This window comes from Anaerotignum lactatifermentans DSM 14214 (genome assembly GCF_900142265.1).
In the GTDB taxonomy this organism is placed as follows: domain Bacteria; phylum Bacillota; class Clostridia; order Lachnospirales; family Anaerotignaceae; genus Anaerotignum; species Anaerotignum lactatifermentans.
The window spans coordinates 1-15,111 of record NZ_FRAH01000036.1 but is presented as its reverse complement, the minus strand read 5'-3'; the positions used below and the strand labels follow the sequence as shown (position 1 = coordinate 15,111).

Annotated in this window: 16 protein-coding genes and 1 pseudogene; 5 read left to right on the top strand and 12 right to left on the bottom strand. The window is 46.0% G+C overall.

What is annotated here, in order from left to right; all coding sequences use genetic code 11:
- Positions 1 to 80 precede the first annotated feature (80 nt).
- The gene (locus BUB35_RS10430; RefSeq protein WP_084730649.1) at positions 81 to 848 is read right to left on the bottom strand and encodes an alpha/beta fold hydrolase; all 768 of its coding nucleotides are present in this window, start codon (positions 846 to 848) and stop codon (positions 81 to 83) included.
- Positions 849 to 860: 12 nt separating this feature from the next.
- Complete coding sequence (locus BUB35_RS10425) at positions 861 to 1,208, bottom strand: DUF1667 domain-containing protein (RefSeq protein ID WP_159432885.1); 348 nt, start codon at positions 1,206 to 1,208, stop codon at positions 861 to 863.
- A 144-nt stretch (positions 1,209 to 1,352) separates the two neighbouring features.
- On the opposite strand from BUB35_RS10425, the gene BUB35_RS10420 reads away from it, so the two are divergent.
- On the top strand, positions 1,353 to 1,838 hold the full coding sequence (locus BUB35_RS10420; protein WP_072851477.1) for a GNAT family N-acetyltransferase: 486 nt from the start codon (positions 1,353 to 1,355) through the stop codon (positions 1,836 to 1,838).
- Positions 1,835 to 2,284: a YaiI/YqxD family protein gene (locus tag BUB35_RS10415; RefSeq protein ID WP_072851475.1), complete on the top strand. Its 450-nt coding sequence runs from the start codon at positions 1,835 to 1,837 to the stop codon at positions 2,282 to 2,284. Before BUB35_RS10420 ends, BUB35_RS10415 begins: the two co-directional genes overlap by 4 nt.
- 84 nt (positions 2,285 to 2,368) lie before the next feature.
- Here the strand turns inward: BUB35_RS10415 and BUB35_RS10410 are convergent, their stop codons facing one another.
- The 5 genes from BUB35_RS10410 to BUB35_RS10390 all read right to left on the bottom strand — a co-directional run bounded on the left by BUB35_RS10410 (position 2,369) and on the right by BUB35_RS10390 (position 7,912).
- Positions 2,369 to 2,935 carry a hypothetical protein gene (locus BUB35_RS10410; protein ID WP_072851473.1) on the bottom strand — a complete coding sequence of 189 codons (567 nt, stop codon included), beginning with the start codon at positions 2,933 to 2,935 and terminating at the stop codon, positions 2,369 to 2,371.
- A gap of 84 nt (positions 2,936 to 3,019) precedes the next feature.
- On the bottom strand, positions 3,020 to 3,724 hold the full coding sequence (locus BUB35_RS10405) for a hypothetical protein (RefSeq protein ID WP_072851471.1): 705 nt from the start codon (positions 3,722 to 3,724) through the stop codon (positions 3,020 to 3,022).
- Positions 3,721 to 4,251 (bottom strand): RNA polymerase sigma factor, encoded by a 531-nt coding sequence (locus tag BUB35_RS10400; protein WP_072851469.1) that lies wholly within the window; start codon positions 4,249 to 4,251, stop codon positions 3,721 to 3,723. The genes BUB35_RS10405 and BUB35_RS10400 overlap by 4 nt, the downstream gene beginning before the upstream one ends.
- A 131-nt stretch (positions 4,252 to 4,382) precedes the next feature.
- Complete coding sequence (ade, locus tag BUB35_RS10395) at positions 4,383 to 6,116, bottom strand: adenine deaminase (RefSeq protein ID WP_072851467.1); 1,734 nt, start codon at positions 6,114 to 6,116, stop codon at positions 4,383 to 4,385.
- Positions 6,117 to 6,130: 14 nt separating this feature from the next.
- Positions 6,131 to 7,912, bottom strand: a complete 1,782-nt coding sequence (locus BUB35_RS10390) for an adenine deaminase (RefSeq protein WP_072851518.1) — start codon at positions 7,910 to 7,912, stop codon at positions 6,131 to 6,133.
- Positions 7,913 to 8,284: 372 nt separating this feature from the next.
- Between BUB35_RS10390 and BUB35_RS10385 the strand changes: the two genes are divergently transcribed.
- Complete coding sequence (locus tag BUB35_RS10385; RefSeq protein ID WP_072851465.1) at positions 8,285 to 9,124, top strand: Cof-type HAD-IIB family hydrolase; 840 nt, start codon at positions 8,285 to 8,287, stop codon at positions 9,122 to 9,124.
- Complete coding sequence (locus BUB35_RS10380; protein ID WP_072851463.1) at positions 9,121 to 10,677, top strand: ABC-F family ATP-binding cassette domain-containing protein; 1,557 nt, start codon at positions 9,121 to 9,123, stop codon at positions 10,675 to 10,677. The genes BUB35_RS10385 and BUB35_RS10380 overlap by 4 nt, the downstream gene beginning before the upstream one ends.
- 286 nt (positions 10,678 to 10,963) lie before the next feature.
- On the opposite strand, the gene BUB35_RS10375 is transcribed toward BUB35_RS10380, so the two are convergent.
- The 4 genes and pseudogenes from BUB35_RS10375 to BUB35_RS10360 form a co-directional block, all read right to left on the bottom strand.
- Entirely contained in the window at positions 10,964 to 12,130 is a 1,167-nt protein-coding gene (locus BUB35_RS10375) for an iron-containing alcohol dehydrogenase (protein WP_072851461.1), read from the bottom strand.
- A gap of 13 nt (positions 12,131 to 12,143) precedes the next feature.
- Positions 12,144 to 12,713: a DapH/DapD/GlmU-related protein gene (locus BUB35_RS20125; RefSeq protein ID WP_200777595.1), complete on the bottom strand. Its 570-nt coding sequence runs from the start codon at positions 12,711 to 12,713 to the stop codon at positions 12,144 to 12,146.
- 63 nt (positions 12,714 to 12,776) lie between these two features.
- Positions 12,777 to 13,241: pseudogene (locus BUB35_RS20120) on the bottom strand (flavodoxin family protein); the annotation flags it as partial.
- A 3-nt stretch (positions 13,242 to 13,244) separates the two neighbouring features.
- Complete coding sequence (locus BUB35_RS10360; protein WP_242949238.1) at positions 13,245 to 13,751, bottom strand: cyclophilin-like fold protein; 507 nt, start codon at positions 13,749 to 13,751, stop codon at positions 13,245 to 13,247.
- A 162-nt stretch (positions 13,752 to 13,913) separates the two neighbouring features.
- On the opposite strand from BUB35_RS10360, the gene BUB35_RS10355 reads away from it, so the two are divergent.
- Positions 13,914 to 14,795 carry a LysR family transcriptional regulator gene (locus BUB35_RS10355; protein ID WP_072851459.1) on the top strand — a complete coding sequence of 294 codons (882 nt, stop codon included), beginning with the start codon at positions 13,914 to 13,916 and terminating at the stop codon, positions 14,793 to 14,795.
- Between the two features lie 87 nt (positions 14,796 to 14,882).
- Here the strand turns inward: BUB35_RS10355 and BUB35_RS10350 are convergent.
- The coding region (locus BUB35_RS10350; protein WP_143158973.1) for an integrase core domain-containing protein at positions 14,883 to 15,111 on the bottom strand (229 nt) is incomplete at its 5' end.

The window sequence follows — 15,111 nt, the reverse complement described above, 5'->3', positions numbered from 1 at the left end:
GAAATCCTCTGTATCATTAGGATTTCAGCTTTCTTTGTATTCTGATGAAGAAGTCTCTAAAGGAGATTTCCGTTTTTTCTTTAACTGCGTAAAATCTGCTCCAGAATCTGATAAAACCGTTCTTCCGCAAATATTTCGTCAAAAGGCGCATGTCCGCATTTTTGCAATATCTGCAAACGATAAGGAATACACAAACTGTCCAGAGGATTGATGATACCCTCTAAAGGATGGGGGTCATAATCCCCATGGATGATATGTATGGGACAGGCAACAGACTGGATATACCGCATCAAATTACCGTTGCGCCGCATTTCTATGGCTTCTGGCCAAACACGCTCATACATTTTCCCATCCATTTGCGTATAGGAAGACGCATTTGGTTTCTGTGCATAATGGTCTGCCTTAATCATCAATTGTCGCAGGTCTTCCCATCCCTCCGCAGTGATGGCAGCCATATGTTTCATATACCAGATAAAACGCTCCTGTTCTTCTTTGGATAAACGTTTCATCCGCCGCTCATGGATATGTCCCGCGTAAATTTCCTCCAATGGAGGACAGCCTACCAGCACCACCCGTTCCACCAGAAAAGGATAGCAGGATGCCACCAGCAAAGACAGCCACGCGCCCCAGGAATGTCCGATAAGGGTGATGGGTTCTTTGATATGAAGCCCCAGCTGCCGCCGCAGTTCCATGACCAATGCAATGGTCGTGTATTGTGACTGTATAGGCTCCATAACGCCAAAAGTCTTACCTAGCCGCTCCGCAACAGGACGCATACCACCAATATCCCCGGGACCGCCATGGATCACCGCCGCTCTATATGGTTTTTCTCCATAAAACCGTATCACGTTTCTCACCCCTTAAAACAAATTCTCCGCAGCTACAATATCCACGCCTGTATCTGCCGCATCACAAAGCACCATTTCGCCTTTAATCACAGGCGTTTCCAGCACAATACCTTCCAGCGCCTTCAGACAGCGCAGACGGATGGGCTGAGATACTTTCTCTCTGGAAATGACCTGCACTTCTCTGCCGTCAACCGTAGGCAAAACAGTTTGCAAGTAGTTTCGCAAAAGTTGTTCTGTCGCATAGCGTCGTCCGCCGTCACAACTATTTCCTGCCAATTCTATCAATGCATCTCCATCATGAACTGCTTCCAGAAAGCATCCGTTCCCGCAGCCCCGACAGATCAATTGTTCTTTTTTCATAAGCATGTTCCTTTCTGTCAAAAGTCCTTTGACGTACTCATTATACTGATCTTCCCTCCATTCGTAAAGTCCCATTCCATCTCTTGTGAAAAAACCGCCTCTATCATATAATATAGAAAAATCGTTTTCAAAGGAGTTGTTCCCATGAAAATTACAGATGGTTTTACATATTTGACAGAAGTCAAAAGTTTGATTGTAGCATATACCGACAGTCTGGGACGGGATTTATCTTTTCAAAATCTCAGCGCAGAACTGGCAGACCTTCAGAAAAAATATGGTTTTCCCGCAGGCAGACTTTTGGCGGCTGTTGCGGATCATGGCGACGTTGTGGGCTGTGTGGCTTATTGCCGTCATTCTGCTGTTCGCTGTGAAATGAAGCGGCTGTATGTATTGCCTGCTTATCGCAAAGACGGCATAGGACAGGCTTTGCTGACCGAAATCGTAAATCTGGCAGAAGCAGACGGATACGAAGAAATGGTTCTGGATACCCTTTTGCCTATGGAAAGCGCCATCCGCCTGTACCGCAGAAATGGGTTTGAAGAAATTTCTGCCTATTACGAAAATCCCATGGATGATGTGCTCTATTTCCGGCGTAAACTGATACCTCCCCAGAAAGGAGAAGAAAAATGAAAATCCTTGTTGACGCAGACGCATGCCCTGTAAAAGAAATCATCGTCAGGGCTGCAAAGAAATATGAAAATGAAGTGCTGATGGTCTGCGATGTTGCCCACCAGCTTTTCTATGAGGAACCTTTTGTCACCGTCAAAACCGTGGACAAAGGCGCAGATAGTGCCGATCTGGTGCTGGCAAATCTGGCGCAGAAACAAGATTTGTGCGTCACATCCGACTATGGTCTTGCCACTCTGTTTCTTACAAAAGGTGCCGCGGTGCTTCATCCCAATGGCTTTTTTTACGGCAACGACACCATTGACCGTATGCTCTTTGAGCGTCATATTTCCCGAGAAATGCGCCGCCAGAAAAAAAGCCGCGGCGGTCACATCAAAAAACGCACACCGGAGCAGGACGCGGCATTTCAAAAGTCTTTGGAAAGCTTCCTTGCCCAACACCAAGAATGACACCCAAGCAGCTCTTAAGAAATTCAATCCCATAACAATAAAAAAGCTGGAATCCTTTTCCAAAGATTTCAGCTTTCTTTTTTATCAGGAATTTCTTTGCCATGTGATCTCCGGCTTTTTGTGCTTCAACCACATGACGATATGTTTGATGTTTTGCTGCTGTCCTGACATAAATTCCAGCCGATATTTTTTCATGGTATCTGTTGTGATCCAAACACCGCGGACAAAAGCGCTTTCTCCGCTATATTTCATGGTCTTGATCACATCCACCTCCTCCGGCAGTATGAGCAGCAATTTCGCACCGCTCCGATAAATCATGGCATCAGAAAGCATGTGGACTTCTCCGCCAAAGAGCCGATAAATGGTATGGGGCTGCAAATAGTCTATGATAATTTGCTCTTGTCTAGACGGATATAAGTCTGCAAAAGTATTGCGAAATTCTCTGCTGCCAATGGTCACCATACGCAGAATCACAAGGGCTGTAATCCCGATGGCTATGAGAAAAACCACCATTTGTCCCGTACTCACAGCCCACAGGATACTGACCACTATGCACATGACAAACATGAGAAAAATGCGCATAGATTCTCTGATGTAAAATTGCCGGAGTATCATTCGTTTTCCTGCTTCTATCCACACTTCATCCCGCATATCCGCGCCCCCTTCTGCCCTTTTCTTTATTGTAGCATACTAGGAATCTGTTGGATATGCCGATTTCTCCAAAAACTGTAGAAACTAAAGCAATGCTGCCGCAAAAAACAGTCCCAGAATACAAATACCACTGATCTGCTTAGGAATTCTTGTGGGCGCAATATCCATGACATATCCTGCATCCTCCAACTCCTTCATGATATTCGCCACACTCTGCACCGCAAAAGCATACACCACAAACAATGCAATGGGGAGCAGTAATCCTAAATAACCAAAAAATATCCGCAGCAAATAAAACACGAGATACCACAGCATCAAAACCAGTACGCCCTTCGCCTTGGGAGATAATCCTGCTTTTTGCTGCACTGTCCGAAGTCCCAGCCAAAAGCAAAAGAGAAAAGCAAAAACACCATAGGTATAAAATCCAGCAGCAAAGAGAAAAGCTGTCTTTGTATAGATCAATTCCAGAAAAATTTCCGCTGGAAGCAGTAGCTTTACCAGAAAAAACAGTCCTCTTACAGCCGTGATACCGCCGCAGATACGAAACCAGCGATTTTCCCGAAAAATTGCTGAAAAACCCCAGAAAGAAAGCAGATAACCAACTGCCGGAAGGATCATATCCAAGTAAAAAACATCCAGAAAAAGAGAAGTCATGACAAAACCTGCCAACACCTGACCCACGGCTTTTTTCCATGGTGTAACCTGTTTTACGATATCATCAGGCAAAAATTCCGGCACACTAGATTCCAGCCAAACATCAAATTCATTATCCTCTATCCTTTGTTTCATACCGTATCCCCTCCTAACAATTCCCGCAATTTCTTTTTCAAACGATAAAGTTTTCCCTCCACAGCCCGTTCCGTCATGCCAAGTTCTCTGGCAATCTGTGCTGTGGATTGCATATAGTAATACTTTCTGTAAAAAAGCAGACGTTCCTGACGGGATACTTGCAATAGCGCCTGTTCCAATATTTTCTGCCGTTCTTTTCGCAGCAGAATATCTTCTGGTATCATGGTGTCTGTGGGTATTTCTTCTGACAAAGATTCCGTCTGTTTTCGGTTTCTGTTCCAATTCAGCGCCGCATTTCTGGCAATGGCTGCTATCCAAGCTTTCCATGAACCTTTTTCGGGGTCATATTGCGCTTGCTTCTGCCAGATACGCACGATAACTTCCGAAAAACACTCCTCCCGTTCACTGGCATTGGGCAGGATTGGTGTCAGAATATATCGCAGAAAAGGACCGTACTGCTGCATCAATGCTTCCATCGCTTGACTGTCCCCATCTCTCAGCCTCGCAATGATATCCTCTTCTTTCATACCGTTCCCCCTTTCACTGTTCCTGATTGATCCTTCTATCTTATTCTACACACAACAGCATAAAAACCCACGGAATTTATACAAAAAGACCCCGCTTCCCACAGGAAAACGAGGTCTGATTTTTTTATATTTTATGCTTCACATTCCACAGGAATGAAGGAGAATGTGCCCACATCAAACAGACCCATATCTGTCAGTTTGATTTCGGGGATAACTGCCAAAGACATAAAGCAAAGTGTCATAACAGGTTCTACGTCCCCTGCTACGCCCAATTCGCTATATGCTTTGTCGTGAATGTCGATGAGTTTCTGTTTTACCCATTCGCCGCTCTGATCGCTCATGAGCCCTGCAATGGGCATTGGCATACTTTCGATGACTTCGCCGTTTTTCACCAGAACGATACCGCCGTTCTGTTCTTTCAGTTTTTCTACGGCAAATGCCATTTCTTCATCACTGACACCTGTCACGATGATGTTATGAGAGTCATGGGCAATGGACAGTGCCACAGCGCCTTCTTTGATGCCATAGCCTTTCAGGAAGCCGCATGCCACATTACCTGTCATCTGATGACGTTCCACAACGGCAACTTTCACGATGTCGTTGTCAGGAGAGAATACAAATTCACCGTTTTCCACAGGAATATGAGCTGTTTCTTTCTTTGTCACAACGCCGCCGGGCTGAATGGTGATCACATGGACATGATCGGATTTCAGATGCATTTTGAATTTATCCACAGAGAAATCTTTCAGATGCACGCTGTTGCGTACAGTGGAAATATCGTGGGTTTTGAATTCCGGCAGATATTTGCCTTCTTCTGCCACCAGTTCCCCGCGAATCCAAACTTTATGGACATGGAACTGTTCCAGATCATCCAGCAGCACAACGTCTGCACGGTAGCCGGGAGCGATGGCGCCTCTGTCATAGAGTCTAAAGCATTCTGCCGCATTCAGTGTTGCCATACGGATGGCTGTCATGGCGTCAATGCCTTCTTCTACGCACATACGCAGGTGGTTGTCCAAGTGACCTTCCTGCAGGATGGTTTTAGGCTGTCTATCGTCGGAGCACAGCAGACATCTGCGGCTGTTTTCCGGTGTCACGCCTTTGAGCAGTCTGCGCAGGTCATGGCAGGCAGAGCCTTCCCGCAGCAGGATATACATACCCAGACTCAGACGTTCTTTCATATCTTCCACGGTTGCACATTCATGGTCGCCCTGGATTCTGGCACTGGCATAAGCGGTCAGGTTTTTGCCTGTCAGACCGGGAGAATGACCGTCAATGAGTTTGCCTGCGTTTTTAGCAACCATCAGTTTATCCAATGTATCATCATCGGCATTGAAAACGCCGGGGAAATTCATGAATTCGCCCAGACCCAGAATATTTTCACGTTCAATGGGTTCTTCCATTTTATCTGCGCCCAGTACCAGACCAGCATGTTCAAAAGGTGTGGCAGGTACGCAGGAAGGCAGCATATATTTCACGTCCATTTTGGTGTTCTTTGCCGCTTCCATCATGTAGTCCAGTGCCTGAATGCCCATTACATTCACGATTTCATGAGGGTCTGCGATGATGGTACAACCGCCATGAGGCACCAGCAGTCTGCCCAGTTCTTCGGGGCTTACATAAGAGGATTCAATATGGATATGGCTGTCGATGAAGCCGGGAGCGGCATATCTGCCGCCGGCATCCACTTCCACTTTTCCCTGATACTGCCCAACGCCTGCAATCTGGTCGCCGGAAATGGCAATATCACCTTCCTGGATTTCACCAGTAAATACGTTTACCACTTTACAGTTCTTGATAACAACATCCGCTTCCACAGCGCCTTTTGCTGTGAGGATCAGTTTTCTCAGTTCTTCTTTCTTCATGGCAACCCCTTCTCTCATTCTTCTACCAGTTCCAAAACGGGATCATAGGTGGTCAATGCGCAGTAATCCACAGGACCAACGTCTGTCAGAGCATAGTCAGGGATTGCTGTAATGGGCAGGAAGAACATGTACATCATAGGGTTGGGCAGATCGGAGCCGATTCTTCTTGCCGCTTCGTCGATTTTCTTTTCCAGTTCTGCGATTACTTCAGGTTCTTCGTCACTAACGATACCGCCTACAGGCAGAGGCAGGAATTCGATAACCTTGCCGTTTTCTACAACAACCTGACCGCCGCCCTGTTCAATCAGATGGTTCACAGCGATGGACATATCTTCTGCGCTGGAACCCATAACAACCAGGTTGTTATCGTCAGGTGCGCAGGTAGAAGCCATAGCGCCGTTTTTCAGTTTCCAGCCGGAGCAGAATGCCAGAGATTTGTTGCCGTTTTTGCCGAATCTTTCCAGAACGGAAACCATGATCGCATCCTGCTGGGTATCAGGCTGGATCACGCCGTTTACAACTTTCAGTTCTACATCGCGTCTCTTACGAACGAAGGGACCTTTTACATCCATAGACAGCACTTTTGCTTTGCCGTTCTGGATAGGCACTTTGTATTCGAAATCTTCTTTTGTTGTCATTTTGCATTTGAGCTGACCTTTGAAGATAGGGCTTCTTGCAGGTGCTTTCAATTCATAGGAAATGTGATGGTTTTCCGCTACCATCTGACCGTTTGTCATAACTTTTGCAACGGTGAATTCTTCCAGATTATCTACAAACAGAATATCCGCGATTCTGCCGGGGCAGATGGAACCAACCAGATGGTCGATGCGGTATGCTTCCGCGCTGTTGATAGTAGCCATCTGGATGGCTGTCATGGGATCAACGCCAGCCTGGATTGCCAGACGTACCACATGATCCAGGTGACCTTTGCTCAGGATGTCTGTTGCTGTTACGTCGTCTGTGCAGAAGCTTACACGACGGGCGAAAGCAGGGTTTACTTCTGTCACCGCACGGATGTTTTCTGCCAGGAAGTGTGTTACACAGGATTCACGGATGAGCATGTGCATACCTTTACGCATTTTTTCCACTACTTCTTCGTGATCATAGCTTTCGTGATCCAGACGCACGCCGCTGCACAGGTAGCCATTCAGTTTTGTGCCTCTTGCCATAGGTGCGCAGCCAAATACGGGCAGATTGTTTTTGTATGCTTCTGCAATTGCGCCCAGTGTGTCTTCGTCTTCTTCCTGTACGAATTCTGTTACTGTTTCCCATACGCCGTAGCATTCAGGCCATTTCTGTACCATTTCATGAACATCTTTGTTGAAGTTGAAAGATACAGTAGACTGAGGAACGGTATAAGGTGTTTTATAAGGAGCGCCCCAGAACACTTTCAAAGGACTCTGTTTGATTTCTGCGAAAATTTCCTGCAGACCTTCCAGATTGGATACGGAAATGTATTCATCCAGACCGGAAATCATGCTGGTGGTACCGTGAGGCACAACTGCTTTTGCATAGCTTGTGATACTCAGTTTGCTGCATTCGCTGTGGATATGACCGTCAATCAGACCGGGTACCAGATATTTGCCTGTTGCGTCGATAACTTCTGTATCAGGACCGATATAAGGTTCCACATCACCCACTGCCGCAATCATATCTTTATAGACAGCAATATCCGCGGGATAAATTTCGCTGGACATAACGTTTACCAGCATACCGCCGCGAATCACCTTTTCTGCGGGGATTTTTGCGCTGCCGGCACGAATTCTTTCCTTCAAAGTTGCCACTGTTCTTTCCATGTTTGTCTCCTTTCTGCTGCTCACACCATCTTTGCCTTTTGGAATCATGCCCATGAACAAAAAAAGCCTGGTTCCAATAACCAGGTTTCCCGTCCCGAATGCTTTTTAAAAGCCAGTATTGGAGTTATTTTATGACATCACCCCAATAGAATTTCGTTACACATGATTCACTTTGCAATCATCGTATCATAATTTTCTGAAATGTTCAAGACAAAGAATCAAATTTCCCTATATTTTCCTTAACGTACAGAAAAAAACGGTATCCCAGCAAAAACAAGGCTTTCGCCTATTGTTTCCCCATTCATTCTTTGCTAAAATAAAAAGATATGACATATGGAATCTATATTGTTTAAAGGATAGAGGCGTTTTTTTATGAACAAAATCAAACTCATTGCCTCCGATCTGGACGGCACATTACTGACAAGTCAAAAAGAAATCACCCCCCGTCTGCAAAAGGCGCTGACTTCCATTCATGAAATGGGCATTTTTTTTGTGCCCTCCACAGGCAGACCTTTTGCCGCACTGCCCACATGCGTCAAAGAACTGCCCTTTCTGAAGTATGTCATCACCAGCAACGGCGCGGCAGTTTATGACGCGGAACAAAAACAGAATCTTTTTCAGAGCCTTCTCTCAGCGGAAGCCGTGGAAAAGACCGTAAAAACCGTAAAGGGACTTCCCATACTGACGGAGTTTTTCATTGACGGAAAGGCGTATATTTCTCAGGATGCATACGACAACCTTTCCCGTTATCACCTGACGGATACCCATATGAAGTATACCCGTGCCACCAGAATTCCTCTCTCTGACTTCTGGGGCGCGCTGGAAAAACAGAAGGATATTCTTGAAAACATCAATCTTGTTTTCAGCGATATGGAACTGAAAGACCATATCTGGCAGACATTAAAGGAAACGGGGCTAGCTTCTGTCACAGCTTCCTCCGAAAAGAACATTGAAGTCACCAGCCTCATGGCAACAAAAGCCCATGCCCTCTCCCACCTTTGCGGCATTCTGGACATCCCCCGGGGAAACGTCCTTGCCCTTGGGGACAGGGATAACGACCTGCCTATGCTGGAATTTGCCGGCACCGGCGTTGCCATGGAAAACGGCGAAGACCATATCAAAAAAGTCGCTGATTTTGTCACCAAAAGCTGTGATGATTTTGGCGCAGCCATTGTATTAGAACAGATTATCGAAAAAGGAGAACTTTCATGAGCATTTTGAATGTAGAAAAACTGAGCCACGGCTTCGGCGACAGAGCCATTTTCACAGACGTTTCTTTCCGCCTGCTCAAAGGGGAACATGTTGGCTTTGTCGGTGCCAACGGCGAAGGAAAATCCACATTTATGAATATCATCACCGGCAAACTTATGCCCGACGAAGGAAAGATCGAATGGTCCAAGAACGTCCGTGTAGGCTATCTGGATCAGCACGCCGTACTGGAAAAAGGTCAGACCATCCGGGATGTGCTCCAGTCCGCCTTTGCCTTTCTCTTTGACTTGGAAGCTCAGATGAACGGCTATTATGCGGAAATGGCAGAAGCTGACGAAGAACGGATGAATTTCCTGATGGAAGAAACAGGCAGCATTCAGGAACTGCTGGAACACCATGACTTCTATATCATTGATTCCAAAGTGGAAGAAATCGGTCGTGCATTGGGTCTGACAGACATCGGTCTGGATAAAGACGTCACAGAGCTTTCCGGCGGTCAGCGCACCAAAGTCCTCATGGGCAAACTGTTATTGGAAAAACCGGACATCCTCCTGCTGGACGAACCGACCAACTATCTGGATGAAAACCACATCGAATGGCTGAAACGGTATCTCATCGACTACGAAAACGCCTTTATCCTCATTTCTCACGACATTCCTTTCCTCAACAGCGTAGTAAACCTCATTTATCATGTGGAAAACGCGGAATTGAACCGCTATGTAGGCAACTACGAAAAATTCCAGGAAGTCTATGAAATGAAAAAAGCTCAGCTGGAAGCGGCTTACCGGAAACAGCAGCAGGAAATCGAAGATCTAAAAGACTTCGTTGCCAGAAACAAAGCCCGTGTTGCCACCAGAAACATGGCAATGAGCCGCCAGAAAAAACTGGATAAAATGGATGTCATCGAACTGGCAAAGGAAAAACCCAAGCCGGAATTCAATTTCAAAGAAGCCCGTGCTTCCGGCAGATATATCTTCCAGACAGAAGACCTTGTCATTGGCTATGACAAGCCCCTTTCCCGTCCTCTCACCCTTTCCATGGAACGTGGACAGAAAATCGCTCTAGTAGGCGCCAATGGGATTGGGAAAACCACTCTGCTCAAATCTATCATTGGGGAAATACCTCCCATCAGCGGCAAAACCACTCTTGGAGATTATCTCTATCCCGGCTATTTTGAGCAAGAAAAGAAATACACCGATAACGTGACTTGTATCGACGAAATCTGGAAGGAATTCCCCTCCTACACCCAGTATGAAGTCCGTTCCGCTCTGGCAAAATGCGGCTTGACCACCAAGCATATTGAAAGCATGGTAAAAGTCCTCAGCGGCGGCGAACAGGCAAAAGTCCGCCTGTGCAAACTCATCAACAACGAAACAAATGTATTGCTGCTGGACGAACCTACCAACCACTTGGACGTGGACGCAAAAGAAGAACTGAAACGTGCATTGAAAGCATACAAAGGCAGCATCCTGCTGATCTGTCACGAACCGGAATTTTATCAGGACGTGGTGACAGAAGTCTGGAACTGCGAGGACTGGACAACGGTTCAGCTTTGATAGAAATTCTTTACTCCCCTGAAAAATTAAATTTTTTCAAGGGCGCGGAAGGGCTTGGGGAACAAAGCGTTCCCCAACTGAAATCCGCAGTCAGAATTCACTTCTGACGAGGAAAAGCCAAAGTTTCAAGGCTTTTAGCCGATGGAACTTTGGCTTTATACTTCTGTCTATTCGTCAAAGTCTTGAATGAAATGAGACTTTGACGACAGGGTGTCGACTTTTTCGACACCCTGAAAACCCCTTTCCAATTTCTTGGCAAAGGGGTTTTTGTTATATTGAAAATGTTTTACATGCTTTCTTTCAGAATTTCCATGATTTCATCTTCTGTCAGCACTTTATAGCCGCCATCCAAAATGAAAGTACCTTTGACGATGCCAGGCAGCATGTCTTCTGTAACACCCAGTTCACGGATGTTCATAACCAGACCCAGTTCCCGCATCCAGCTTTCCATGGCTTTCAGACCTTCATCAGCGATTTCTTCATCGGTTTTGCCTTCTGGATTTACATCCCATACATTCATGGCAAAACGTTTAAATTTTTGCAAACCATAAGGGCAGATGGCACGATAATAAGGAATGGAAACGGCAGACAATGTCATACCGTGGGTAGCATCTGTATAAGCGCCAATGGACTGCCCAATCATGTGTACCATCCAGTCGGTGGTTTTGCCCATATCCAACAGTGTATTCAGCGCCCATGTTGCTGTCCACATGATATTGCTGCGGGCTTCGTAGTTTTCGGGGTCTTTGACAGCAATACGGCTGCTGTGAATCAAAGAACGCATCAGACCTTCGGCGATATAATCGGTGGTGTTATCATCATCGCCGGAGAAATACTGTTCTGTGATATGGTTCATGATATCGTAAATGCCGGATACCATCTGCCATTTGGGCAGTGTGTAAGTCAGTTTCGGGTTCAGAATGGCAAACTTGGGGAATACATTATCTCCAAAGACATGCCCAATTTTCAATTTCTGTTCATGGTTGGTGATAACAGAGCCGCCGTTCATTTCAGAGCCGGTTCCCACCATTGTCAGCACACAGCCCACAGGAATGATACGGTTATCCACATCTTCCATACGCAGATAATACTTATCCCAAGGGTCTTCTTCGCACCATGTGGAAACAGAAACAGCTTTTGCGTAGTCGCATACAGAACCTCCGCCTACAGCCAAAAGCAGGTCAACGTCGTTTTCTTTTGCTTTTTGACAGCCGTCGTATACTTTTTTGATTGTTGGGTTGGGCATGACGCCGCCGTCTTCCACAATGGTTTTTCCGCATGCGATGAGGATTTCGATAATCTGGTCATAGAGTCCGCTTTTTTTGATGGAACCGCCGCCGTAAATCAGCTGTACGGTATCGCCGTATTTCTGCAATTCCGCTTCCAGATTCTGCAAAGCATCTTCCCCAAAATACAGCTTTGTAGGGTTGCTATAATAGAAATTTCCTAACATCTTCTATTCTTCCTTATTTCTCTACATTTCCGATGATTTTTGCAGGTACACCGCCCACAATGGTATTTGCCGCTACATCTTTGGAAACCACCGCGCCTGCCGCTACAATGGCACCATCACCGATGGTCACCCCCGGCAGAACGGTTGCGTTGGCGCCAATCCACACATTTTTTCCAATATGGATGGCTGCGGGGTGCATATTTCCTCTTTTTTCTGGATTTTTGTCATGGTTCAGTGTTGCCAGAACCACGTTATGTCCCAGCAGGGTGCCGTCGCCGATGGTGATGCCGCCCTGATCCTGCATTCTGCATCCGCTGTTGAAAAATACGTTTTTCCCAATGGTCAGATTCTTTCCGCAGTCTGTATAGAAAGGCGGAAAGACTGCAAAATTTTCCCCAACGTTTTTTCCTGTCAATTTGCAGAACAATTCTGTGATTTCCTCCGGCGTATGGTAAGCATTGTTGAGCTTTGCTGTGATTTTCAAGGCTTCCTGTGCCAGCACATGCATGCACTGATGCACGTCGGAACCTGCCACAACTTCTTTGCCGCTATCCATAACTGCCAGAAATTCTTCCAGTGACAAAGGCATATTTTCCAAAGAACTGCCAAAAGCAAAGAGTTCTTTCCGCAGGGCTTCCGACTGATTCTGCAGGTCATAGGCTTTAAAAATCCCCATGTTTTCCAGTCCCAAATACTGGATAAAGGAATTTTCGTAAGCATAAATAGCGCCGTCGTATACGCTGTCACTGCCGGAAGACAGGAACAATGCGGCTTTTCTCAATTTTTTCGGTTTATCCAGCGCATAGATTCGATTGATGGCACACTGTAACTGCCCACTAAATCCATGATAATACACTGGGGACGCCAATACAACCATTTCCGCTTCCTGCAATAAAGGATAAATTTCCTGCATGTCATCCTGCTGGATGCAGGCACCATTTCCTTTTGTATGACAGTATTCACAAGCCAAACAGCCATTAATATTCTTTTCGCAAACAGAAATCACATCCACATGATGTCCCTGCTGTTTTGCCCCATCCAGAAAGGCATCAATCATAAAGGCTGTATTCCCGTGTTTCCGCGGGCTGCCGTTCAATACCAGAATATTCATTGTTTATTCCACTCCCATCTGAAAAGTCACTTCCACTGCCCCACTGCCTACGGCTTCTGCCAAACCGACAGGGTCATCCACCTTGCCCAAAGGCGTATAACCATAGCTTGTGGCAAAATCTTCATAAAACAGCACCAGACAATCTGAACCGTAAAGCATCAGATCACCTGTGTGAATCTGCCCCGGATATACCCGATCTGTGGGCAAGGATTGAGAAAGATAAGTATATTTTTCATTGCCGTTGAGTTCTTCCATAGAAACTGTCATGGGCAGCATCTCTTTCAGAGATTTTGTCGTTTCATTCTCATAAAGGGAAACGTTATAAGTTTTCTGTCCGATCACAATCTGCATCTTTTCCATCTGCACTTCCTCCTCCATAACTGTCTGTTCCGGTGCTTCTGCCGTTGTCCTTTCATCTGGAATATTCATGGAAATCCACAGACTAGGCACCAGGGCACACATCAAAATAGCCGTAAAACAAAATACTTTTATGGTTCGCTTTCTTTTCATAGCTTTCCCCCCATTCATCGTACTTTTTGCAGCCTGCACTTCCTTAGCATCATTATATCCGCTTCCCATTCAAAGAACAAATACTTATATCAAATAGATTGTTATGCTTTTCAGGCATGGTAAAACATGTTATAATTCCAAGTAAAAAAGGAGGTCTTGCCCTTGGAACTTCGTGTACTGCAATATTTTCTCACCGTTGCCAGAGAACAGAGCATTTCTGCCGCCGCTCAGGCGCTCCATTTGTCCCAGCCCACACTTTCACGGCAGCTGAAAGAAATGGAAGAAGAATTGGGGAAAACATTATTCCTGCGAGGCAATCGAAAAATCACCCTCACAGAAGAAGGGATGATCCTGCGGAAACGCGCCCAAGAAGTTATGGAGCTGCTGGAAAAAGCTCAGGAGGAAATCGCCTGTTCCACAGAAATCATTGCGGGCAACATCCACATTGGCGCCGGAGAAACAGAAGGCATCCGCCCTTTGATTCGAGCGGCTCATGCCCTGCAAAAACAATACCCTTTGGTACATTTCCACATTGTCAGCGGCGACAAGACCACCGTTCTGGAAGAACTGGATCATGGGCTCATTGACTTTGCCCTGATATTCGGGGAGATTGACACATCCCGCTATGATTTTCTCCCTTTGCCTGCTGTAGACACCTTCGGCGTACTGATGCCCAAGGATGCGCCCCTTGCCAAAAAGGCAGTCATCGCCCCACAGGATCTTTTGCCCTATCCCCTCATCACTTCCAGACAGATGCTTCGGGACGATCATCTGGCGCATATCTTCGGAAAGGATGCCAAAAACCTCACCATTGCCGGCACTTATAACCTGCTGTTCAATGGTTCCATCATGGTGGAGGAAGGCATGGGATATGCCATCTGTTTTGACAATATCATTCACATCAGCGAGGACAGTCCTCTCTGTTTTCGCCCCCTTTCCGTGCAGGTTTCGCCGCAAATGCAGCTGATCTGGAAAAAATATCAGACATTTACAAAGGCTTCACAAAAATTTCTGGAAACCCTGCGGACATCTTTGTCCCTTTAATAACATACAAAAAGGCCTTCTGATAGCGAACTGCTCCAGATTGTGCGGACAGCACAAAAAGGCCTCTATGTAGGAAAATATGAAGTTTTAAGTGGAGAGGCGTCGCGTAAGCGGCGGCTCTCCGGTTTTTAACTGGATGCGCTCATGGTTGTAAAAATAAATATAACGGTCAATCATCTCGTTGGCTTCACAGAATGAAGCTGGTTTATGGCGGTAGATACACTCTGCCTTGAGAATGGAGAAAAAATTTTCTGCCATAGCGTTGTCATACGGGTTTGCTCGTCTTGACATGGAGGGCGTAATGTCATAAGATTTA